Source organism: Clostridium punense, from assembly GCF_017874425.1.
In the GTDB taxonomy this organism is placed as follows: Bacteria; Bacillota; Clostridia; order Clostridiales; family Clostridiaceae; genus Clostridium_J; species Clostridium_J punense.
In genome coordinates this window covers 80,825-102,998 of the sequence record NZ_JAGGLL010000019.1, presented here as the reverse complement: position 1 = coordinate 102,998, position 22,174 = coordinate 80,825, and the positions used below count along the sequence as shown (strand labels likewise).

Sequence of the window (22,174 nt, the reverse complement as noted above, 5' to 3'; positions counted from 1 at the left end):
ATGGTTTATATAAAAATCATAGACAAATTGAACTGAAAAATATACAGAAAATTAATTGCTTAATTGGAAAATTAAGTTATTCGGAATATGAGTTAAAATTAGAATGACAAATAGAATTGTAAAATAAAAAACTGCTTCTAAAGTTATATATAGAAGCAGTTTTTCTTATAAGTTAATTTAAAGCAATTTTTTTACAAGGTAGTTTTTCAGAGAACATATCTTGTTTTGACGCTTTATTTAAAAGAAATGAAGATACTAAAGCAGAGATTAAATCAGAAACAGGATAAGCTATCCAAGCGCCTAAGGTTCCAAGGATTTGAACAAAAATAAATGCCAAAGGGATAAAAATTACAAGTTGTCTAAAAACAGATAATAAGAAACTTTTTTTAGCTTCACCAATTGCTTGGTAATAGTAGATAGCAATATAATATATGCCAGTAAAGGGAAGTAATGAAATGCAAATTCTAAAAGCTTTAACTGCTGAAGGTAATATTTCTTTATCCATTAGAAAAAAGCCTATAATTTCATTAGATAACAAACCAAGAATTCCAGCAAAAATTATTGATACAAAGGTTACGGTTTTAATTGAAGCCCTAACTGTTTCTTTCATCCGATTATATTTTTCAGCTCCAAAATTGTAGGCTACTATAGGTTGCATAGCAGAGCTTATACCAATTATTGCAATGAACATAAACATGGAGATTTTTGTGATTACTCCGATGATTATAATTGCTGTATCTCCGCCTTTAGAATAAAGCAAATTATTTAGTATTACAGATACTACTGCATCAGAAATTTCAATTACAAAGGTAGAAAAACCAATAGCAATTATACCCATGATTATATCTAGATTTAAGGAAGAGAAAATTGCTTTTATTGAAACTTTAATTTTAAAGCTTTTTACTACATCCTTAAACTTATAAACAATGAAGAAAAAGGAGACAACTTGAGAAAATACAGTTGCAATAGCAGCGCCTTGTATACCTATTCCATAATGGGCTACTAGGATATAATCCAAAATAACATTTAATATGGCACCAATTGAATTGGCATAAAGGGTTATTTTTGTATTTCCTAAGGCAGTCATAATATAGCAAGCAACTAAGCCTAAACATTGGAATATAGCACCAATTAAAATTATCGATACATATTCATTAGTTAAAGGATAAGTTATACTACTAGCTCCAAGTTTATAGAGTATAGACTCTTTAAATAAAAATATCAATAAAGGGATAACTACCATTAGAATTAGGATAGTTACAAAAGCATTAATTATGGTTTTCTCTATTTCTAAGAAGTTTTTTTCACCTAGATTGCGTGATACATAAGTTGAAGTACCAACAGCAACTAAGAAACCAAGAGCAATTAAAAATCTTTGAATTGGAAAGGATATAGTTAGTGCAGCAATAGCATTAGGTCCAATGTAGCGACCAACATATATAGTATCCACCATGTTATAAAGTTCAGCTACTAATAACGAAATAATAGCTGGTATAGCAAATCTTAAGAGTATCTTACTAATTTTTCCTTCAGAAAAAATTCTATCGTCCATTCCCATGAATTCCACCTCAATTTTAAGTAATCTATATAAATGTCTTTTCGTGATTTTATAGAGTAAATCAAACTATCAATCCTCTTTCAATATTATTTAGGGTGTAAAATAATGCTTATAAATTAGAAAACAAGCTTTCATGATTTTCAATTAATGAAAATAAGGTTTTATTTTTGAAAACTAGTTCTTATAATTCTATTATAGAAATTAAACGAATTTCTTACATTCACTTCTATGCTGAATAAAAGGTACTTTCATGATAAAGTTACCTATTCCTAAATATAAAAGAAAGCACAAAACCACCTGATTAAGGATGGTTTTGTACTTTTTTAATTAAAATGAGAATTGCACCATAGCTTTTAAGTAAAGTTTGAAGGTTTATTACAGCACTTTTTTTGAAATGCTGAAATCTAATTTGGGGAAATGAGGCTTTATAAAGAATTTCCTTTTCTTCTTTAGTCAATCTTTTAGGGCTACCCATTTGGAGCCAGTAGTTAAAAGAAGAACCCTGTTTTTCACTTATTTCATAGCTAGTAATCTTAATATCAGAACAGGTATTTATTATGTTTAAAGAAAGCTTCTTTGAAGTAGCATTTTTTACCCCTCTTAATTTTGAAAATTTCTCTAAGGGGATTAGCTTATCTATATCCTGATGAAAGTTATAAAGTAAAATTTGATATTCATCTTCAGTTTTAGTAACAATGTATCCATCTTCTTGAGCTACTAAAATATCACCAAGTTTATTTAAAAGATAATAACCATAGTAGGAAGGTTTTTTTATACCTTTATCATTAATTAAACCAGGATATCCGAAAAATACTTCATTGGTTAAGTCTACCTGTTTATCTAAAACATCAAAAGCTCTTAAAAAAGGCAAGCTATCTTTATTTGCTAGAAGGTTATGAATTACATAAGGAAGCATATAGCCTGTATCATAGATAGGGTTTATTTGTGAAATTTTATCCATTGTGTAGTTAGCGTGGATTTCAATATTATGGTTATTTATAAATAATTCTTGTATTTTGAATTTTAAGGTCTCTGGAAGCTCACTACTAAGTTCAAACTTAAAGGCTTTAAAATCTAAGGACTCTAAATCACTGAAATAATTTATAAAGGATTCCATGACTTGCATAAAGTTTTCTTCAGTAAAACCATTAGAATCAATAACAATAAGTGGATTAAGATTGATTGAGTATAAAAACTCTAAAACGTCTTTTGTTCTATTCCAGTTACAAAATCTGGAGTTTGGAAATATAGCCATATCAGAGGTGAATACATTAAGAATACGACCATATTTAAATCCAATTTCATTTTGGATTTCTTCTAGGGTGTCTTTGTTATCTTCAATGAGAAGATCAAAGGCATCTCCAAGAGTAATAATAGTCCTAAAGTTTTTATTAAAGTTACCTAAGTCCTTACTCATATCTATATTTATTTGGAAGATTTTATCCTCATAATTAAACCTGTCATAGTCCTCTAAAAAATATGAAAGATAAGAAATACTTTCATTTAAATCTAATATTTCAAAGTTTTTAAGCTTTTCTAGTTGAACCTCATCAGCTTTGTACTTTTTCCTAAATTGTAACGGAGTAACCTTATAGTTCAACTTGAAGTTTTTGTTAAAATATCTTGTATGAGAGAAACCTACCTCCTCTGAAATTTCTGATATAGTTTTATCTGTATCAAGAAGCAATTTTATTGATTCTTCTACCCTAGTGAGATTTATTAAGTCTGTAAAACTATAACCAGTAGCATATTTAATTTCATGAGATAAGTATTGAGGACTTAAAAATTCGTTGTTGGCAATATCCTTAAGTGTTATGTTATTGTTGTAATTATTAAAAATATATTTTGAGATACTATGATATCTTTGAAGTTGATTAGCATCATCCTTAAGTTCTTCCTTCTCATAAATTAAATAATTAAAATTATTTATAAGGTGATAGAGAAGTTTAACCAATAAATCCTCAATTTCTTCATCATAATCCTCTTGTTTTTGAACTACTTCACATAATATTCTAGATAAATATGTTCTTAGTTCATCATACTCCTCACTACTTTGAGAATGTAAGGATGAGGATTTTGTATAGAAAAACATATTTTTTATATCTGAATAATACTTTTCAAAAAAATAGGGATCTATATGAAAAATTAGTATTTTATTATTTTCCTTACTATGAAGATGATGAACTTCGTCTACATTTATAATTTCTAATTGACCCTGATGAATTTCGTATTTTCCTGAGTTAATATAGACCTCTAGGGTACCCTTAAGAACATAAATAATTTTTATAGCATAATGCCAATGAATAGGATATTCTTTGATATCTACATAAGATACAGTCATAGGGATGTTTGATGGGTAATTTATATATTCTCTTCTCAAAAGAAAACCTCCTTTGAATTTGGAATCATAAGGATATTATAAATTATAATAACATAAAAATTTAATCCTTTCACAGTCTATAATCTACTAATTTATGTTAATATTAATATAGGCAATTAGTTAAAAAGTTAAATACTCTTAACCTTTTACATAACTTTTAGCTGGAGATAAAGTAGGTTTCTAGACTAGTGCTTATACTAATAAATACTTAAGTGAAATTGGGGGATTAACATGATTCAAGGGAAAAAAGTAATAATAAGACAATTAGAATTAGGGGATGAAGAGTATCTATATAAGTGGTGGAATGATAGTAATCTGATGGACCATGCGACCCATTGTTATGGGACGTTACAAAGTAAGGAAGCTATAAAAATAAATATTTTAAAAGAAATAGAAAGTACAGCTATGTTTCCAGAGCAAAAGAGGTTCATAATCTGTGATAAGGATACTTTAAAACCTATAGGAGAAATGAACTACTCTGGATGGGATAGCAGAAATCAAAAATGTGAACTAGGAATAAAAATTTGTGAATTAAAAGAACAAGGAAAAGGTTACGGGGAAGATGCATTGACTCATTTCATAGATTTCCTTTTTAGATTTTTGAATTTAAACAAAATTGAACTTACTACCATGATAGATAACAAGAGAGCTCAAAAATTATATAAAAAATTAGGTTTTAAAGAAATTGGTGTTATTAGAGAGGGCTATTTTGATAGTAGAACTGGCAAATATTCAGATGTGGTATACATGGACTTATTAAAATGTGAGTGGAAAAAAAGAGATGAGTAGAGGGAGGCGAGTTCTTGAATAAAAAAAGAATAATTGTACTGGCAACGATTTTTATTGTTGCCTTAACCTTTATATATTATTCTAAACCTATAAAAACTTCTGAGGAACTTCAGGGTATAATACTTAATAAAGCAGCAGAGGATAGAATAGAAAACGCATCTATAAGGTTTGAGGGCTACACCTACAGAAAACTTTTTAAACCTAATACCTTTAGGGGGCACATATATATTAATGATAAAAAGTACCCTCATGCTAATTTTCAACTTTTGAAAGACTCTTTTTCAGAGGTTTTATATTGGAATGGAGATGAAAACTCTCCTGTAGATGGGATTTTTGTGAGCCTTGGGAGAGTATTTGTAGATAAAAGTTTTAATAGCCTTGAATTTAGGCTCACTAATGAAGAAGGGGTAGGAAATAATAAAGTATTAGTGGCTCCTGCAACAACTTTAAAGGAAGCACAGGATATCATGGATGAAATAAAATATATAATCGGAGAAAAATATGCTATGAAATATTAAGTAAAACTTATAAAATACAAGGAAAAATAGTGAAAGTATAAGCTTTATAGGTATATATAGTCCAATAAAATCAGTTCATATAACATACGTTAATAGGTTAAAAGGCAAAGTGTGAGCTAATAGAACATAATAAATCAAATTAGCAAACTATTAGGATAAGTAGAAGGAGAAGTAAAATGGACAAAAGTTCTTTAGAGGAATTATTACAATTAGTTAAAGAGGAAAAAATAGATATAGATGATGCAGTAACAAAGCTTATAGATTTACCCTATAAAGATATGGGATTTGCAAATATTGATAGTCACAGAGAGCTTAGAGTTGGATATCCAGAAGTAATATACTGTGGAGGAAAAACCGTTGAGCAAGTGAAAAAAATCTTTGAGTTTATGGCTAGTAAAGAAAGCAACATATTAGGAACTAGAGCAACAGAAGAAATGTATGAAGAAGTAAGAAAGATTTGTCCAGAAGCTGAGTATAATACTTTAGGAAGAACTATTACGGTAAAGAAAAAGGAAATGCATAGTACAGATAGCTACATTGCTATAGTAGCTGCAGGAACTTCCGACTTACCAGTGGTAGAAGAAGCTTATGAGACAGCTAAGATTTTTGGTAATAAAGTTGAAAAGATTGTAGATGTAGGAGTTGCTGGAATTCATAGACTATTTAACAGATTAGATCTTATAAGAGGAGCTAAGGTTGTAATAGTTGTGGCTGGTATGGAAGGTGCTCTTGCTAGCGTTATTGGTGGACTTGTAGATAAGCCAATTATAGGAGTTCCAACTAGTGTAGGGTATGGTACAAATTTTGGAGGAGTTTCAGCACTTTTATGTATGCTTAATAGTTGTTCAAGTGGACTTAGTGTAGTAAACATTGATAATGGCTTTGGAGCTGCTTATCAGGCTAGTATGATTAATAAATTATAAACTAGTAGTAGTAAATAATTTATTAAAAAGTTTCTATGAAATGTTATAGGTATATTATAGGAGGAGGGGTTAATATGTTTGAGAATAATAAGAGGTTTGAAGTTATTCACAAAGAAAGTTCAATCGGAGAGGGATGTAAGATATTCGTGGATAAGGAAACAGGAGTAAACTATTTATTTACTTGGGCTGGATATGCAGGAGGATTAACTCTGCTAGTAGATAATGAAGGAAAACCAATAGTTACTCTTGTAGAAAGGTAAAAGTGCTACAAAAAAGCATGAACTAGTAAAACCATGTTTACTAGTTCTATTTTCATTAGGGGATTAATGAAAAAGCATTACTTTACTGTAGGCATCTTCAAAAAATAAATAAGTTAATCTGCTCGTCTATTTTGTGCTATACTGCGTCAACAGAACCCTTAGATAGCCCCACTATCTGCGGAACCTGTTTTCTTGTCTATCACAAAATATCCTTCACATATTGAACTTGTTATTTATTTTCAGATGCCTTATTGACTATAATAGTATAATAACAAAGCAATGTGAAGAAATTATAAAGATAATGTTTAGATTATATTAAGTTTTTATAGAGAGGAAGAAGAAAATGGTTACTTTTAACAATAAATGGGATGAACTTCTAGAGAATGAATTTAAAAAGGATTATTACTTAAAATTAAGAGAGTTTTTAATAGAAGAGTATAAGACAAAAACAATTCATCCTGATAAACATAATATTTTTAATGCTTTAAAGCTAACAGCTTATGAAGATGTAAAGGTAGTTATTATAGGTCAAGACCCATACCATGGGCCAAACCAAGCCCACGGACTTTCTTTTTCAGTTCAGCCAAGGGTTCAAACACCACCATCCTTATTGAATATGTATAAAGAACTTAAAGAAGATTTAGGCTGTTTTATTCCTAATAACGGGTACTTAGTTCCTTGGGCAGACCAAGGAGTGTTACTTTTAAATGCTGTACTTACTGTAAGAGAAGGTCAAGCAAATTCCCATAGAAATAAGGGGTGGGAGAAGTTTACTGATAAGGTAATTGAACTTTTAAATGAAAGAGAAGAGCCAGTGATATTTCTTCTTTGGGGAAATAATGCTAAAGAAAAGGGGCAGCTAATTACCAACAAACATCACTTTATATTAACCACTGTTCACCCAAGTCCCCTTTCAGCTAGCAGAGGTTTTTTTGGCTGTAAACATTTTTCAAAAGCTAATGAAATACTTAAGAAAATAGGGAAGGAACCTATTGATTGGCAAATTCAAAATATATAAGTTATGTAATAGAAACTATTAGGCATTTTCAAAAAATAAATAAGTCAGTATGTTTGTCTATTTTTAGTTATACTGCGTCAACAGAACCCTTAGATAGCGCTACTATCTGCGGAACCTGTTTCCTTGCCTAACTAAAAATATCCTTCCCATCTTTGACTTGTTATTTATTTTCAAATGCCTTATATAACTTAAGAATCAAAGTATATGGACTATAAAAATTAGAAATTCTAGTATTAGCGTCCATTTACATAACTTTTTATCAATTAAGTAGTACTGTAAAGTTACATAACTGTCGTCTAAATTAAGCTATAATCAGAAGCAATCGAATATTAAATTTCAGGGTTAGGTACTATGTTTGCCTAACTCTTTTATTTTAATTTTATGTAGCTATGATAATTTATAAAGAAATAGCAAACTTTAGCCAAATATTTGAAGGTAATTATCAGAATGTGTAGAATATATGTAAGGGGAAATAATTGGAACAGATAAAGGGTTGTAATATTATAGTACTTTTAGTTATAATATTAGCAGGGAATTTTATATTTTAGTAATATAATTAATTTTTTGTAATAAATATATCTATATACACATTTTATTTGTAACAACATTAAAAACTACTTAACCTTTTGCGCAATATAATAATATGCATCTTTTTCTAGATTTATAACAGAAGGTTATTTTAATACATATTAATAGCATGATTAACACATGAGGATTGTGCCCTTAAGTAATAGGGATATTTGCTTACATGTACTTGAATTAAATTCCGGATGAAGTTTGCATAAATCATATAGAAATAATTTATTATAAGGTCTTAACCTTATGTTTTCCTTAAAGTAGACATAGGACAAGCTTTATAGAAGGAGGAATTATGAATAAAACGGTTAAAGCAATAATTGCTGCAGTACTATGTGGGAATTTATTAACTACAACAGTAATGGCTAGTGAGTTAGATAGCAAAAAGGAAGAATCTAATAACATACAACAAAAGATAAATGAAAGTAAGGAAGCCATTAAAGCTTTAGAAAATACTAAAAGTGATATATTAAAAGAAGTAGAAGATTTAAACAATAATATTTCAGTCCTTGATGAAGAAGTGGAAGGTTTAAATTTAAAGATTAAGAATACCACTGAAGAAATAACCGCCTTAGAGAAAAAATTAAATAAGTTAAAAGAGGACTTAGAAAAAAATAAAAAAATAATGGAGAAAAGAATGAGAGCCCTATACATGAACCAAGGGCAAGGTTATGTAGAAACTTTGCTTCAATCAAAGGGGTTATCTGATTTTCTAGAAAAAATAGAAGTAATTTCAACCCTTATAAAATATGATAAAGGTGTTATTGAAGATTTTAAGAAAAACCAAGAGGAACTGGACACTACACTAATAACTCTTGAGACAGAACATAAAAGTTTAGAAAGCTCTAAAGCTTTAGCACAAACTAAATTGGATGAATTAAACACTAAAAGAGATGAAAAAAATACTTTAGTAGCTAAGGCAGAGGAAGATATAGAATCTCAACAAAAGATTATTGCGCAAAACGAAGAAGAATATCAGAAAGTAGCTGCCTTAATAAAAAATTTAGAAAGCCCTTCAAGACCTTCAAGGGGAGGTTCTGGAAGTACTCATGTATCTGATGGAAATATGTTCTCTATTACAGGAGGAGTTGGATATCAAATAACTTCACCATACGGTTATAGAGATGGATTATATAAAGGTGATGGAGAATTTCACCCAGCAATTGATATAGGAGCACCTTATGGTTCAGGGGTATATTCTTTAATGTCGGGAACTGTAGTGTATGCTGGTTGGATGAATGGCTATGGTAATGTAGTTATTGTAAACCATGGGGATATAAGTACTTTATATGCTCATAACTCAAAGTTACTTGTAACTGAAGGGCAGCAGGTTCAAGGTGGGGAGCAAATTTCTGTAGTAGGTTCTACTGGTTGGTCAACGGGACCACATATACACTTTGAAGTAAGAGATTCAGGCGGTCAAAGAATGGACCCAACTCCATATTATATATATTAAATAATACTGTATAAAATATAGTGTAGCAAAAGCCCTTAGGATTTTAAGCCTTAAGGGCTTTTTTTCTATGTAAATTTATAAGGAAATAAGAGCTTCTTCATTATATCTTCATATAAGTTATATATAATAAAACAAAATAAAATAAACTTTTCAAAGGAGTATATTGTATGAAATGTGATAAAAGTAATGATAAAAAACACAAGCCAATGAAACACATGCTTATGATGGGACTATGTTGTGGTCTCCCAATTTTGATTGTTGGGATACTACCACTACTTAACATTGGAGTAGGAGCTAAGACTATGCTTGCAAGCATTACTCCATTTATTTGTCCTATAATGATGGTACTTATGATTCCTATGATGTTTAGAAATATGAAGGATGGAGCTTGCTGTGGTGAAAAAAAGGAACAAAGTGAATAAGGGGAAATCTGCAAGCTATAAGAACCTTTATAAATGAAAAGATATTTAAAACTTTTAAAATACCTTCGAGATAAGTTAGATAAATAAATCTAGTTTGTCTTAAGGTATTTTTGTATTGCAAAGGAAAATATGGACCATGAAGAAGAGATGAATCACATATGCGAAGCCTAGAAAAAGTATTATTGTTGTAATGAAGAATACAAAAACTAAACAATATAATTTTATACTAAAACGCTGAAGGTGCTATTGGATAACTCCATAGCACCTTCAGTAAAATTATGAAAATTATTATTATTGGGGTAAAGTTAAATCAAATTTTGGGATGGGGTATTGATAAAACTTACTATGCTTATAATTTAATATAAAGTTGTGTAGATAATATGAAGATTAGTAAATTTTCTATACTACACACTTTCAATAAATGAGTTTAATTCTTCTCTCTTAGCCTTAGCTTTTTCCTTTGTAGTTATTAAAGAACTGCTTAGTCTATTAATAATAACTTTTACATTATTAGCTACATTAATTACATTTTGAAGTGATTCTTCAATTTGAGATTGGACAACCCAATCTGAAATTAGACCATCAAAAAAGTAATCTGCAAAGGTGCTAAAGCTACCTACATTCAAAGTAAGGTCTGAACCAATACTTACATCCTTAAGCTCTGCTTCAAATTTATTAATAAGATTTTGAGCAATAAAAGCATGATCATTTGCTTCATCGATTTTAGAATGTTTTGAAGCAGTAGCTAAAAGTCCGCCACCAAACATGTCCCAAGTACCCCAGTTTTCTGCACTTTCAAGGGAAGAAATTATGTCTTGCAATTTAGAGTAAACTGCATTTCCAGCAGAAATAGCCTCTTCTAGTTCTTTTATGTTAGATTGTAGGGCAGCTAGATCCTCAGTAATACTAATTAACTGAAGTTTAGTTTTATCATTTACGTTAAATATAAGCTTTTTCTTTTCTTCAACTAAGGCTTCATATTCACTTTGAGAATGACTGCACTCTGCTAGGGAAGATTCATATTTTAAAATAACTTCTTTCAAAGAAGCAACACTATTAGCACATTCATCATATTTTAATTTAGCAAGAAGTAACTCTTGTCTTTCTTTTTGTAATTGATCTTCCTTGTCTCTAAGAATAGTGTGAAATAAAGCATGAATAGTTAAGCCTTCTAACTTTTTCACATCTAAGGCTTCTCTGTCTAGCTCAATTTTTAAATCCTCAAGTCTTACACTTTCTCTTTCAAGGTTTTTCTTAGCATCTTTAAGCATACCTTGAAGTTTTTCACATTCCCTTACCTTTTCTTTTACCTTAATAATTTCATTTGTAATTTCAAAAAACATATTATCCTCTCATTTCTTAAATAAGTTAAGGCATCCTAAAATAAACAACAAGTCAAAGATGTGAAGTATACTCTAGTCATACAAGAAAAAAGGTTCCTTAGATAATGGAACTAGCTAAAGGTTCTGTTGACGTAGTATAACACAAAATATATCATCATTCTGGCCTATTTATTTTTTGAAAATGCCTAAATATATAAACCTATTATAAATTTATTAAGTACCCTGTAATTATAGTAATTATTATAAATTATTTTTTATAGATAAGCTATAGGATTATGTAAGGAAAGAAGTAAAAAGAGCAAAATATATTCTTTGGGAACACGAACAAGTGTTTGATAAATTTTAGATTTTATGGTATAATATTAGTATAGTTCTAATTGAGAGGTGTTAAAAAAATGTATGATAATTATTTAAAGACATCTTTAGAAGCACATAAGGCTATCAACATAATGTATATGAAAAATAGCGAAATAACCCAAAGGAAAATTAAGGTCTTAAAAATAAGGGATGAAGATATAGAGGCATTTTGTTATTTACGTCATGGTATTAGGCACTTTCGGAAGGAAAATATTTTAGCAGTTGAATATATTCAATAAAGTAATTTTCAATGAGACTTGTATACACTGGATAATAATTCTTATTGATTTATGATATTTCTAAAAATTAATTGTTATTAAAAGGCTGTAAATAGTGAGTTTATCACTTGTTTTACAGCCTTTTTCTATACCAAATTTTGTTTTTTTATGAGAAGGTTTCCATAGATTTGGTATTAAGAAGATTTAAATTTAACGCAAAAATACTAATGATAAACTTTTAAAAACTATTGAATGTAGAGCTAATGTTAAGGGGAAGGCTACATAATAAACTTATATAAACATTAGTAGCATTTAACAAATTGTTGCGGGAATGAATAGAATGAGTTATAATACTTATATACCCATATGCGTATATAAGTATTCGATGGAGGTGTTATTTTGAATAAGCTAACAGATTTTTTTAAATTATTATCTGATGAAACTAGGGTTAGAATTTTAGTTTTACTCTATCATAAAGAACTATGTGTGTGTGAAATGTGTGGCATTATGGAAGAGTCTCAACCTAAAATTTCAAAGCATCTAGCCAAGCTAAGAGATATGGGGCTTGTTAGGGACGAAAGAAAAGAACAATTTATATTCTATTGTTTAAACATTGAAAATCAACTTTTTAAAGATGTTATACATAAGATAGTAGAAGGGTTAGAGAATTATCCAGTACTTAAAAAGGATATGGAAAGAAGTAAGGAGGCAGAAAAATACTTAGAATCTTGTAAAACTAAAGGTATTGATTTAGGCATCTTCAAAAAATAAATAAGTCAATCTGCTCGTCTATTTTGTGCTATACTGTGTCAACAGAACCCTTAGATAGCCCCACTATCTGCGGAACCTGTTTCCTTGTCTGCACAAGCTTGCTTGTGAACACAAAATATCCTTCACATCTTGGACTTGTTATTTATTTTCAGATGCCTTATTAAAAAACATATAAAACTATCAAGAGGTAAGTGGATGGAGATTCAATTTGCTTAATTGTAGATTTTAGTTATTATAAGTTTTTTTAGGTAAGTAAGCTAAACACTAAAATCAAGAAAAGTTTAGTTGTTTATTAGCTTATAGTTATTATAAAAACTTTTATAAGGGGTGGATGTTAGTGAGTATTATTGAAGGTATATTTAATGGACTTAATAATATGCTGCTAAAAATGACATGGCTTTGGGATTTAGTAAAGCTACTGGTTGAGAAAGTCTTTAGGCTTTCAATAGAGGATAGATTAGGTGGTAGTATACACTTTTTTATTTATGATAGTATTAAAATATTTATACTGTTATCCGTATTAATATTTTTAATATCCTATATTCAAAGTTATTTTCCACCAGAGAGAACGAAGAAAATTCTTGGCAATTTTAAAGGGATAAAGGGAAATGTTATAGGCGCTTTACTTGGAACTATAACTCCATTCTGTAGTTGTTCTAGTATTCCTATATTTATAGGTTTTACTTCAGCTGGACTACCCCTTGGAGTAACCTTTTCTTTTCTTATATCCTCACCTTTAGTGGATCTAGCTTCATTACTAGTTTTAATGTCCTTCTTTGGAGCTAAAATAGCTATAGCTTATGTAGTGGTGGGGCTAATTCTTGCTATAGTTGGTGGTACTATTATTGATAAGTTAAATATGAAGGAATATGTAGAGGACTATGTGTTTGCAATCCCTAATGTGGAAGGGGAAGTTATAGAAACTACTAGAAAAGATAGAATAGCCTACTGCAAAAGTCAGGTTATAGAAATAGTCCACAGAGTGTGGGTATATATTCTTGTGGGTGTGGGTATTGGTGCTGCTATTCACAACTGGATTCCTCAGGAACTTGTGGAGAAAATTATTGGTGTAAACAATCCTTTTGCTGTGGTACTTGCAACAATTATAGGAGTACCTATGTATGGAGACATTTTTGGAACTTTACCTATTGCAGAAGCACTTTTTGGAAAAGGCGTTGGTGTTGGAACTGTTTTATCCTTTATGATGGCAGTTACAGCTCTTTCGCTTCCATCAATTATAATGTTAAGTAAAGTTGTTAAAAAGAAGCTGCTAGGTTTGTTTGTTTTTATAGTAACTACAGGAATTTTAATAATAGGCTACGTTTTTAATGCATTATCTTATTTATTTATATAATTGGTTTTTATTTTGGTGGCTTCAAGGTTATTAGTTCTTGTTAGGCAATTGTTCAATTTAGGTAGATTCTTTTGATAACATGATAAAATTGCTCACAAAATTATTACAGCAAAAAGCTAATTGATACCTTAATTAAAGTTTATGAAATAAAGTCTCTAATATAAATCAAGTTTAAATTCAGGGGGGAATAAAAATGGAAATTAAAATTTTAGGTTATGGCTGCGATAAATGTGATAAGGTGGAAAAAAATACAAAAAAGGCTATTGAAGAGCTAGGGATTGAAGCTACTATAGAGAAAGTTGAAGATTTAAAAACTATACTTTCCTATGGAGTTATGAGTACTCCTGGCTTCATGGTAGATGGAAAAATTAAGTCTGTGGGAAGAGTACTTTCTACAGAGGAAATAAAGAAAATTTTAAAATAACATGAATTTAAGCTTTAAGGGAACCAAGAGAGGTTTATACATAAGTTAAACCATAATTTTGGTTTCTTATATAGTATTTTTAATTTAAAGGGGAGATAAAAAATGACTAAAGAAAAGATCAATCTTTACTTACTTACAGGATTTTTAGGTTCAGGAAAAACCACAGTACTTTTGAAAATCTTAGATAAGCTGCAAAAGGAAAAGGTAGGAGTTATTCAAAATGAGTTTGGTAAGCTTGGCATAGATGGAACTATTCTTAAAAGAGATAATATAGAGATGATAGAGATTAATAAGGGTTCTATCTTTTGTTCCTGTCTTCAATTGTCTTTCGCTCAAGCTATGGCGGAAATGTCAAAGATGGATTTGAAATATTTATTTGTGGAAAGTTCAGGACTTGCAGACCCTTCTAATGTTGAGGAAATTTTAGGTGGGGTAGAAGTTTTAGTTGGTGATGTTTATGATTTCAAGGGTGTAATCTGTCTTATAGATGGAGCAAACTTCTTAGAACAATTAGGAGACTTAGAAACTGTTAACCGTCAGCTAAAGCATTGCCATATGGCTATAATAAATAAGGTAGATTTAATAGATGAAAATCATCTTAAGAATGTCATTGAGGATGTAAGAAGTATAAATCCTAAATGTGATATTCAAATTTGTTCTCAGGGGGAAATTGAATTTGAATTCTTAGAGAAAAATCTTTTAGAAAATAAATGGGTAGAAGGAGAAGAAACTACAAATTCACCAGAAACTAAACCTAAGAGTTTATTTATGAATTTTGATGGAGTTGTGGAAAAAGAAAAACTTTCAGCCTTTTTAGATGTTATAAAAGGGGATTGCTATAGAATAAAAGGGTTCTTTAAGCTAGAGGATGGATGGAATCAAGTAGATGTAGTAGGAAAAAACATTGATTTTAAGCCTTGTGAGGAAAAAGAGGTTTCTCAATTAGTATTTATTTCAAAGGTTGGACCAAAGGTTATTAAGCCTATTTTTGATACTTGGGAAGAAATTATAGGAAAGAAAATGGAACTTAAAAACTAAATTTTTTCTAAAAGAACTGTTAAAGCCTAACTTGTTTCAAATAGACATGGTCTTTATAATTGGGGAATCAAAGTTAAAACTTAAGCTTATTTCAGTGTTTTTACTTTGATTCCATTAATGTTTTTGGGTATGAATCAGGTAAACTCTCATCCTAGAAGCCTTTAATTTCCTTCAATTTTATTGAATTTTGTATCCATTATTACTATATCTACTCTTCTATTTTTTGATCTACCATCTGTGGTAGTATTATCAGAAATGGGCCTATATTCTCCATAGCCTACTGCAGATAACCTTTTAGGATTAATATTAGCTTCATTGATTAACATTTCTGTAACATTGGTAGCTCTAATTACAGATAATTGCCAGTTAGATTCAAAATGTGAATTTTTTATTGGAACGTTATCTGTATGACCTTCAATACGAATATAGTTTTCTATAGAGTTTAGCATTTTTCCAACTTGGATTAATTTAGATTTATAGATATCCTTTATATCAGCCTTACCAGAGTCAAATATAATAGTGTTATCCACCCTAATAATTAGGCCACGGTCTTCAATCATAGTATTCACATTTGAGTTTAAGCCATTTTCATTCAGATATTTATCCACTTGTCCCTTTAATTCTTCGAGCTTATCTTTTTCAGTGGAATTAGTATTTTCTCCAGAGTTTACCTCAGCGGAGGAGCTGTCATCATTATTTCCAGGTACAGGGAGCGGTATAACACCATCACCGCCACCACCTTCACCAATTAATTTTCCTGTACCGGTACCCATTACAGAACCAAGCGCATTAGTAAGAGCAGTGTACTTTTGTTGATCTATTTTACTAAAGGAATAGAGGATGATAAAAAAGATTAGCAATAATGTGATTAAATCTGAATAGGTAATTAACCAGCGTTCATGATTACCGTTGTGTTCTTCTTCAAACTTTTTCATTGCTAAATCACCCCATTATTAGAAGTTGAATTATATTCAAGGATTTCTTTATTACTAAGAAAACCTTTAAGTTGTTCCTCAATAATATTAGGATTTGTCCCGTGCTGTATAAGAGAAATTGCCTCAATGATTAATAATTTCTCATTGATTTCTTTCTTATTTAATTCCTTCAATTTATTACCTATGGGTAACCAGAGAACATTAGCAGATGCTACTCCGTAAAGTGTTGCAATGAAGGCTGTAGCAATTTTAGGAGCTAATTGCCCAGGGTCGCCATCCAAGCTACCAAGAATGTGAACCAAGCCAAGAACTGTTCCAATAATCCCCATAGTAGGAGCATATCCACCAGCAGCTTCAAACATGGATGCACTAGCTTTATGCCTTTCTACCATATTTTCAAGCTGAAGCTCAAGGGCATTTTTTAACACTTCAGGCTCAACCCCATCCACTACCATTCTTAAGCCCTTAGTTATAAAAGGATCCAAATCTACGGATTTTTCAATATCTTCTTCTAAACTCAATAGACCATTTTTTCTTGTTTTTATAGCAATGTTTTTAAAAAAAATTATCAAATCCTTATTGTTTCTTTTTTTCCATGAAAGGCAATGGAAATTGATTTTATAAATTTTTTTAATTCTTCACCGGGAAAAGATACCATAACGGCCCCAATTGTTCCACCAAAAACTATTAAAGCTGCAGTAGGTTGCAATAAACTTAATATATGACCGCCTTCTAACATAAACCCTAAAACCAATGACATAAGACCAATAATCAAACCTAAATAGCCAGACATGATAATCCCCCTTATAAAATTCATTAAAGCTAGAAGTAATTGATTAGTAATTTAAACACCTATATGGTAATTTTATCATTTATTTACATAAAACAAAAATTATTAGGAACGAAATTAAAGTATTTTTGAAGAAAAAAACGTGTATTTCCTTAAGCTTAGTTATAGTTTCATTGATATGTATAAAAGGGAACAATTGCTAAGAGTTTAGCATAGGATATATTACGCCAATAAGGGTTCCGCTAGTGAGTTATAGGTGCAAGGCAAATAAGCCTAAAGAAACTAACAGAAGCTCACTTAAAAAATACTAAATTGCCCAATATAAATGGAGGTGCTAAAATGTTTGAGGAGTATATGTCAAGCAACAACAATTCTCATGAATGTCCAGATATGGAAGGACAAATAGCTAAAATTAATTTGCCACCTGGATTTACCATTAAACTTTTAGGGTTACTAGAACTAACTTCTCCAGGAGGCATATGTTTAATCCTTAGAAGTCCATTAATTAGTGGAACAAATACTAACTTAGAAAGTATAATAGATGCATTTAAAAAGTCAGGAATAACAGTTCAACTAGAGAAAAACTAAGAGACATAATTAAGAAGTGTATTCTAATAAAATTTATACATTCATATTTTACATTCAAAAGTGACTAATAGTTAGTAAAATCTATCCTAATTATTGGAACAGATACAGCTGAATTTAAAATACAAGGCATAAGCTACAAATAGCTTATGCCTTTATAATATTATAGATCTAAAATTAATTCCTCTAATTTTCTTTTTGGCACATGGTGAACTTTATTTTCATCACGATAATATTTAATGTCTCTAGCTTCATTAAGATCTTCAAGAACAACTTCTTCCTTTGGCTTACCAAGAGCAATTACTAAAAGTAACTCATATCTTTCAGGAATGTTCAGTGCTTCAACAAGCTTTTCCCTGTCAATAGAACCAAACATACAGCCACCTAAGCCTTTCTCAGTAGCTCCAAGAAGGATACTTTGACAAGCAATTCCATGATCCCAGAAGTAGTTTTTACTAATCTCCTTATCTGCTACCATTACAATGTAACCAGTAGGTCTCTCTCCCTCTTCAGGTCCATTCCAATCCTTTAGGTAACCAGCCCATCTTAAATGAGGGAATATAGCATTATTTTTTTCCTCTGTGCAAGATATGATATATTTTAAGGACTGAAGGTTAGCACCAGAGGAGGATAAACGAGCTAAATCCACTAACTCTTTTAAAGTATTTTCATCAATTTTCACATCTTCATAAAATCTTCTGTAGGTTCTGTTTTTAACAATAAGATCCTTAATCATTTCAAAAACTCCTCTCAATTATAGGTTTCTGTAGTGAATATTTTAATTATATATCTCCTAAAGACTTAGGGAAACCAAGGTAGATGACCCAAATAAGCTGAGTCTTAACTTTGATTCAGTAATTATAAATATATTTTAACATATTTAACATTAGTTATAGTAACTGAATAGATAAATTTTTTCATTTTATCTTTGAAAAATTTTAACTGCTAAGCTTAAAGTGTTTAGGATTATAGGTATAGAGAAATATAGATGGCAAAGTATTAGCACAAAGTTTTTTAAAACAGCTTTAAACACTATAGAAGATAATGAATTAAATTTATTTATGTATGAGATTATATAGTTAGTGTTATAAACTTGCATATTAATTATAAATTTATGATAAATGAATAATAATATATTATGAAAAATTACAGCAAAAGTTTGTATACAAACTAAAGCTATGAAAGGCGAAGGAGTAACGTTAATGAATAGAACAATTAATAAGATGTTAGTTGGGGTTATGCTTTTAACAATTTTTCTATCAATATATTTACAAAGCATAAATAAAGACTATAAAGCTGTTCAAGCTAGTGTGGTTATAGTAGAGAGTGAAGTAAGTGAAAAACTTAGTTGCATTGAAAATCCTGAGGAAGAAGAAATGAGAGTTAAATTGTATATAGCTGTGATGAAAGATGCATTTAACATAGCAAATGGAGGGAATGACTTCATTGCAATAAAAAAAGATACTCTTAAGGGACTTAGTGAAAAGTCCAAAGAAGAAGTACGACAAGGGCTAGAGGTGTTATCGCCAAAGGTATACTGGTTTGAGGATATTAAAGACAATAAGACATTTTTTATAATTAATGAAAAGAAAAATAATCAAATATCAGCAACTATTAATGGTACACTGCTTTATTTGGATTTAAGAGAATTTAAGGGAAATGAGGCAATAGTTGAAACCACTTCTTGGTATGGTAATTTAGGAGCAGTTATTCCAACCTACAAGGCTTTATATAAAAATGGACAATGGGAATTAAAAAATATAGGTACAGGGGTGTCATAGAACTCACAAAAAAGTTACAAAACTACAAGAAATCTCTTTTGCGGTTTCTAGAATTTTATTAGAGTATGAAGCTAGAGTTACCATTAAGTTGGGAACTCTAGCTTTTATATTTTTAAAATTCAATACATATATCTAGGAAAAACATTTCTAGTCCATAATACATAAAGAAAGCTTCCTTTAATACGTAGGTTATAATAAGGAATCCATTTATGCATTAGAACCTGACATTTATTATACATATAAGGCTATTAAGTGAGCTTATAGATATGGTAAAATAATCTTACAATATTACAAGAAAAATCTAAATATAACACAGATTTAAAGAATTATTTCATAGATAATTATACTATCATTGAGGACAAAATAAGTAACTAGATGTTACAATAAAAAGTCTCTATGATACAGAAGGTGAAAAAGTAATAAGAATTGGAGAAGGAAGGGATTTAATGTGAGTCACTACGGAAATCTACAAAAAATAAGAGATGGCAAAAGAAAATTTGGGATTACACCACATATACCAGGAGGATTTATTAGCCCTGATAACCTAGAGAAAATTGCTAAAGTAGCAAGAAAATATAATGGGGTTTTAAAAATAACCTCAGGTCAAAGAATACTAATTACAAACTTAGAGGAAAGTGATCTTCCTGCAATATGGGAAGAACTTGGCATGGTGCCAGCAGTAAAAACACAAAACTCCGTTAAAAATGTAGAAATGTGCCCAGCGGGATTCTGTAAAAGAGCTAAGCATAACACCATTGGAATGGGAATGAGATTATCTAGAAAATATCATTGGGCAGAAATGCCTTGTAGAACAAAAATCGGAGTTGCAGGATGTAGAAATGCTTGTGGAAGTGTATATAGTAAAGATGTAGGAGTCATAGCTGACAAAACAGGAATTATGGTTACCGTTGGAGGGTCAGCTGGTTATAATCCAAGGCTTGCAGATGTTGTAGCTGTAGATTTAGACGAAAAGAATGCAGAAAAGTTAGTAGACACCATATTTGACTATTACAAAGAAAAGGCCGAAGATGGTGAAAAATTAGGATTTTTCGTTGACAGAATAGGAATTGATAATTTTAAAAAGGAAGTATTAGAAAGAGCGGGGTTAGAAGTTAAGAATGAAGAAAAGTAATAAAATTAATATAACTAAAGAAAAAAGAGCGGATATGATTTCAGAGATACAACGTTATTTTGATAATGAAAGAGAAGAAGAATTAGGAGATTTAGCAGCAGGATTACTGGTAGATTTTATTATAGAAAAACTTGGACCTGAGTTTTATAATCAAGGAGTCTTTGATTCTTATGTTTATATGAATGATAGAGTAGAGGATTTACTAGGAATTCAGAAGTAAACTATATGGCATAGAAAATTGAGTTTTAGGCATTTGAAAATAAATAACAACTCAAAATAGACAAACATACTGACTTATTTATTTTTTGAAAATGCCTTATATATAAAAATAAGGGAATAGGAGTTTGCATTGAATTCTTTATAAATTTTGTAAAGAAGAAGAGGTAGTGGTATGATTCATCCATAATTTAAACTTTAAATAAAAATCTTTTAAAAAGGAATATTAATTGGTGCTTTGAGAAACTATTTCTATAAGGGCATCTAAAAATAGCTAGCAAGGATGTTAGCTATTTTTTATTTCTGAGTAAGTCTGTGAATGAAGTTTTAGAGAACTAATTATGAAAAGCATTAATAAGAGGAGGAGAAATTATGAAGTTAAAAAACAGAGGTTCAATCTATTTTCTATTAGTAATGTCCCTTTTAATCCTTACTTCCTGTGGTCCTAAGAAAATGAATTTAGGTTTTAATGTAAAGCAAGGAGAAAAGTATAAGGTTCAGCAAACTATTGAGCAGAAAATAGTTCAAACTCTACAAGGGCAAAATCTTCAAACAAATCAAAATATAAATATGGGGTACACCTATGATGTGTCTGCAGTGGATGATAAGGGAGTGTCTACTATTACAACCACCTTTGATAGTGTTTCAGTAAATATTACTGGAAACGGAGAAAACATTCAATACGACTCATCAAAGGGTGGAGTTGCGGATGATCCTTTAGCAGCAGTTTATGGAGGAATCATAGGTAAATCAATTACCATGAAAGTAGATAAACAAGGAAATGTTATTGAACTTCAAGGAGTAGATAAGCTTATGAGTGATATGTTAAACAATTTAAAGGTTGACGATCCTCAAACAAGGCAGGCAATTCAGCAGGCTTTGGAGCAAAATTTTGGGGATGAAGCTCTTAAGGAATCTTTTTCAAAAGTTACAAAGATATATCCTAAAAATGATATCAAAGTAGGAGATACTTGGGAGGATATACAAACTATAAACATGGGATATCCAATAACTATGACAAGCAAATACAATTTAAAAGAGGAGCAAGGAAACCTATTAACTATAGATATGACTTCAGATATAAAAACTAGCAGTGCTGAGCCTATGGATATGATGGGAATAAGAGCTAGATATGATTTAAGCGGAAATCAAAGTGGAACCTTTAAACTTAATAAAAATACAGGTATAGCTGAAAGTGGAAACTCAACTCAAAAGATGGCAGGAAGCATAGTTTTTGAACCTAGTGATTTTGCACCGCAGGGACTTACAATGCCAATTACTATAGATGCTAAAACTACCTTTGAAATGAAAAAGCAGTAAGAGCACACTT

General features: G+C 30.2%; 22 protein-coding genes and 1 pseudogene. 17 read left to right on the top strand and 6 right to left on the bottom strand.

Annotated elements, in window-relative coordinates; all coding sequences use genetic code 11:
- Positions 1 to 172: 172 nt before the first annotated feature.
- Both J2Z44_RS12940 and J2Z44_RS12935 read right to left on the bottom strand, forming a co-directional pair.
- The gene (locus J2Z44_RS12940) at positions 173 to 1,552 is read right to left on the bottom strand and encodes an MATE family efflux transporter (protein ID WP_342591517.1); all 1,380 of its coding nucleotides are present in this window, start codon (positions 1,550 to 1,552) and stop codon (positions 173 to 175) included.
- A gap of 307 nt (positions 1,553 to 1,859) precedes the next feature.
- Positions 1,860 to 3,938, bottom strand: a complete 2,079-nt coding sequence (locus J2Z44_RS12935) for a helix-turn-helix domain-containing protein (RefSeq protein ID WP_209649637.1) — start codon at positions 3,936 to 3,938, stop codon at positions 1,860 to 1,862.
- A gap of 231 nt (positions 3,939 to 4,169) precedes the next feature.
- Here J2Z44_RS12935 and J2Z44_RS12930 point away from each other — a divergent pair, with 231 nt between their 5' ends.
- The 7 genes from J2Z44_RS12930 (at position 4,170) to J2Z44_RS12900 (ending at position 9,900) form a co-directional block, all read left to right on the top strand.
- On the top strand, positions 4,170 to 4,727 hold the full coding sequence (locus tag J2Z44_RS12930; protein ID WP_209649634.1) for a GNAT family N-acetyltransferase: 558 nt from the start codon (positions 4,170 to 4,172) through the stop codon (positions 4,725 to 4,727).
- Positions 4,728 to 4,741: 14 nt separating this feature from the next.
- Complete coding sequence (locus J2Z44_RS12925) at positions 4,742 to 5,245, top strand: hypothetical protein (RefSeq protein ID WP_021282934.1); 504 nt, start codon at positions 4,742 to 4,744, stop codon at positions 5,243 to 5,245.
- A gap of 176 nt (positions 5,246 to 5,421) precedes the next feature.
- Positions 5,422 to 6,168: a nickel pincer cofactor biosynthesis protein LarB gene (gene larB, locus J2Z44_RS12920; RefSeq protein ID WP_021282933.1), complete on the top strand. Its 747-nt coding sequence runs from the start codon at positions 5,422 to 5,424 to the stop codon at positions 6,166 to 6,168.
- Between the two features lie 74 nt (positions 6,169 to 6,242).
- Complete coding sequence (locus J2Z44_RS12915; protein WP_021282932.1) at positions 6,243 to 6,428, top strand: DUF6440 family protein; 186 nt, start codon at positions 6,243 to 6,245, stop codon at positions 6,426 to 6,428.
- A 343-nt stretch (positions 6,429 to 6,771) separates the two neighbouring features.
- Complete coding sequence (locus J2Z44_RS12910) at positions 6,772 to 7,446, top strand: uracil-DNA glycosylase (RefSeq protein ID WP_021282931.1); 675 nt, start codon at positions 6,772 to 6,774, stop codon at positions 7,444 to 7,446.
- Between the two features lie 871 nt (positions 7,447 to 8,317).
- A complete protein-coding gene (locus J2Z44_RS12905) occupies positions 8,318 to 9,478 on the top strand; it encodes a murein hydrolase activator EnvC family protein (protein ID WP_021282880.1) in 1,161 nt (386 codons plus the stop codon).
- 167 nt (positions 9,479 to 9,645) lie between these two features.
- On the top strand, positions 9,646 to 9,900 hold the full coding sequence (locus tag J2Z44_RS12900; protein WP_021282881.1) for a hypothetical protein: 255 nt from the start codon (positions 9,646 to 9,648) through the stop codon (positions 9,898 to 9,900).
- 404 nt (positions 9,901 to 10,304) lie between these two features.
- Here the strand turns inward: J2Z44_RS12900 and J2Z44_RS12895 are convergent, their stop codons facing one another.
- Complete coding sequence (locus J2Z44_RS12895) at positions 10,305 to 11,243, bottom strand: hypothetical protein (RefSeq protein WP_209649633.1); 939 nt, start codon at positions 11,241 to 11,243, stop codon at positions 10,305 to 10,307.
- Between the two features lie 395 nt (positions 11,244 to 11,638).
- Here J2Z44_RS12895 and J2Z44_RS12890 point away from each other — a divergent pair, with 395 nt between their 5' ends.
- From J2Z44_RS12890 to J2Z44_RS12870, 5 genes are all read left to right on the top strand, one after another.
- Positions 11,639 to 11,839, top strand: a complete 201-nt coding sequence (locus J2Z44_RS12890) for a hypothetical protein (RefSeq protein WP_021282884.1) — start codon at positions 11,639 to 11,641, stop codon at positions 11,837 to 11,839.
- Positions 11,840 to 12,217: 378 nt separating this feature from the next.
- Positions 12,218 to 12,589 (top strand): ArsR/SmtB family transcription factor, encoded by a 372-nt coding sequence (locus J2Z44_RS12885; protein WP_021282885.1) that lies wholly within the window; start codon positions 12,218 to 12,220, stop codon positions 12,587 to 12,589.
- Between the two features lie 376 nt (positions 12,590 to 12,965).
- Positions 12,966 to 13,943: a permease gene (locus J2Z44_RS12880; protein ID WP_245353295.1), complete on the top strand. Its 978-nt coding sequence runs from the start codon at positions 12,966 to 12,968 to the stop codon at positions 13,941 to 13,943.
- A 193-nt stretch (positions 13,944 to 14,136) separates the two neighbouring features.
- Positions 14,137 to 14,367, top strand: a complete 231-nt coding sequence (locus J2Z44_RS12875; RefSeq protein ID WP_021282126.1) for a thioredoxin family protein — start codon at positions 14,137 to 14,139, stop codon at positions 14,365 to 14,367.
- A 102-nt stretch (positions 14,368 to 14,469) separates the two neighbouring features.
- Positions 14,470 to 15,405 (top strand): CobW family GTP-binding protein, encoded by a 936-nt coding sequence (locus tag J2Z44_RS12870; RefSeq protein ID WP_021282127.1) that lies wholly within the window; start codon positions 14,470 to 14,472, stop codon positions 15,403 to 15,405.
- A gap of 161 nt (positions 15,406 to 15,566) precedes the next feature.
- Here the strand turns inward: J2Z44_RS12870 and J2Z44_RS12865 are convergent, their stop codons facing one another.
- A complete protein-coding gene (locus J2Z44_RS12865) occupies positions 15,567 to 16,340 on the bottom strand; it encodes a flagellar motor protein MotB (protein WP_021282128.1) in 774 nt (257 codons plus the stop codon).
- A gap of 2 nt (positions 16,341 to 16,342) precedes the next feature.
- Positions 16,343 to 17,139: pseudogene (locus J2Z44_RS12860) on the bottom strand (flagellar motor protein).
- A 330-nt stretch (positions 17,140 to 17,469) separates the two neighbouring features.
- Between J2Z44_RS12860 and J2Z44_RS12855 the strand changes: the two are divergent.
- The gene (locus J2Z44_RS12855; RefSeq protein ID WP_021282132.1) at positions 17,470 to 17,718 is read left to right on the top strand and encodes a hypothetical protein; all 249 of its coding nucleotides are present in this window, start codon (positions 17,470 to 17,472) and stop codon (positions 17,716 to 17,718) included.
- A 160-nt stretch (positions 17,719 to 17,878) separates the two neighbouring features.
- Here J2Z44_RS12855 and J2Z44_RS12850 read toward each other — a convergent pair whose 3' ends face one another.
- Positions 17,879 to 18,451, bottom strand: a complete 573-nt coding sequence (locus tag J2Z44_RS12850) for a nitroreductase family protein (protein WP_021282133.1) — start codon at positions 18,449 to 18,451, stop codon at positions 17,879 to 17,881.
- A gap of 466 nt (positions 18,452 to 18,917) precedes the next feature.
- On the opposite strand from J2Z44_RS12850, the gene J2Z44_RS12845 reads away from it, so the two are divergent.
- The 4 genes from J2Z44_RS12845 to J2Z44_RS12830 all read left to right on the top strand — a co-directional run bounded on the left by J2Z44_RS12845 (position 18,918) and on the right by J2Z44_RS12830 (position 22,164).
- On the top strand, positions 18,918 to 19,496 hold the full coding sequence (locus J2Z44_RS12845) for a hypothetical protein (RefSeq protein WP_021282134.1): 579 nt from the start codon (positions 18,918 to 18,920) through the stop codon (positions 19,494 to 19,496).
- A gap of 448 nt (positions 19,497 to 19,944) precedes the next feature.
- Positions 19,945 to 20,628, top strand: a complete 684-nt coding sequence (locus tag J2Z44_RS12840; protein ID WP_021282135.1) for a nitrite/sulfite reductase domain-containing protein — start codon at positions 19,945 to 19,947, stop codon at positions 20,626 to 20,628.
- Positions 20,615 to 20,848: a DUF2164 domain-containing protein gene (locus J2Z44_RS12835; protein ID WP_021282136.1), complete on the top strand. Its 234-nt coding sequence runs from the start codon at positions 20,615 to 20,617 to the stop codon at positions 20,846 to 20,848. Before J2Z44_RS12840 ends, J2Z44_RS12835 begins: the two co-directional genes overlap by 14 nt.
- A gap of 368 nt (positions 20,849 to 21,216) precedes the next feature.
- Positions 21,217 to 22,164 carry a DUF6263 family protein gene (locus J2Z44_RS12830; protein WP_021282137.1) on the top strand — a complete coding sequence of 316 codons (948 nt, stop codon included), beginning with the start codon at positions 21,217 to 21,219 and terminating at the stop codon, positions 22,162 to 22,164.
- The last annotated feature ends 10 nt before the right edge of the window (positions 22,165 to 22,174 follow it).

Coding starts and splice junctions, on each gene's coding strand:
- J2Z44_RS12865 (WP_021282128.1), bottom strand. CDS start 16,340: ATGAAAAAGTTTGAAGAAGAACACAACGGTAATCATGAACGCTGGTTA.
- J2Z44_RS12855 (WP_021282132.1), top strand. CDS start 17,470: ATGTTTGAGGAGTATATGTCAAGCAACAACAATTCTCATGAATGTCCA.
- larB (WP_021282933.1), top strand. CDS start 5,422: ATGGACAAAAGTTCTTTAGAGGAATTATTACAATTAGTTAAAGAGGAA.
- J2Z44_RS12895 (WP_209649633.1), bottom strand. CDS start 11,243: ATGTTTTTTGAAATTACAAATGAAATTATTAAGGTAAAAGAAAAGGTA.
- J2Z44_RS12880 (WP_245353295.1), top strand. CDS start 12,966: ATGCTGCTAAAAATGACATGGCTTTGGGATTTAGTAAAGCTACTGGTT.
- J2Z44_RS12940 (WP_342591517.1), bottom strand. CDS start 1,552: ATGGACGATAGAATTTTTTCTGAAGGAAAAATTAGTAAGATACTCTTA.
- J2Z44_RS12900 (WP_021282881.1), top strand. CDS start 9,646: ATGAAATGTGATAAAAGTAATGATAAAAAACACAAGCCAATGAAACAC.
- J2Z44_RS12875 (WP_021282126.1), top strand. CDS start 14,137: ATGGAAATTAAAATTTTAGGTTATGGCTGCGATAAATGTGATAAGGTG.
- J2Z44_RS12930 (WP_209649634.1), top strand. CDS start 4,170: ATGATTCAAGGGAAAAAAGTAATAATAAGACAATTAGAATTAGGGGAT.
- J2Z44_RS12845 (WP_021282134.1), top strand. CDS start 18,918: ATGAATAGAACAATTAATAAGATGTTAGTTGGGGTTATGCTTTTAACA.
- J2Z44_RS12910 (WP_021282931.1), top strand. CDS start 6,772: ATGGTTACTTTTAACAATAAATGGGATGAACTTCTAGAGAATGAATTT.
- J2Z44_RS12830 (WP_021282137.1), top strand. CDS start 21,217: ATGAAGTTAAAAAACAGAGGTTCAATCTATTTTCTATTAGTAATGTCC.
- J2Z44_RS12835 (WP_021282136.1), top strand. CDS start 20,615: ATGAAGAAAAGTAATAAAATTAATATAACTAAAGAAAAAAGAGCGGAT.
- J2Z44_RS12915 (WP_021282932.1), top strand. CDS start 6,243: ATGTTTGAGAATAATAAGAGGTTTGAAGTTATTCACAAAGAAAGTTCA.
- J2Z44_RS12870 (WP_021282127.1), top strand. CDS start 14,470: ATGACTAAAGAAAAGATCAATCTTTACTTACTTACAGGATTTTTAGGT.
- J2Z44_RS12850 (WP_021282133.1), bottom strand. CDS start 18,451: ATGATTAAGGATCTTATTGTTAAAAACAGAACCTACAGAAGATTTTAT.
- J2Z44_RS12905 (WP_021282880.1), top strand. CDS start 8,318: ATGAATAAAACGGTTAAAGCAATAATTGCTGCAGTACTATGTGGGAAT.
- J2Z44_RS12890 (WP_021282884.1), top strand. CDS start 11,639: ATGTATGATAATTATTTAAAGACATCTTTAGAAGCACATAAGGCTATC.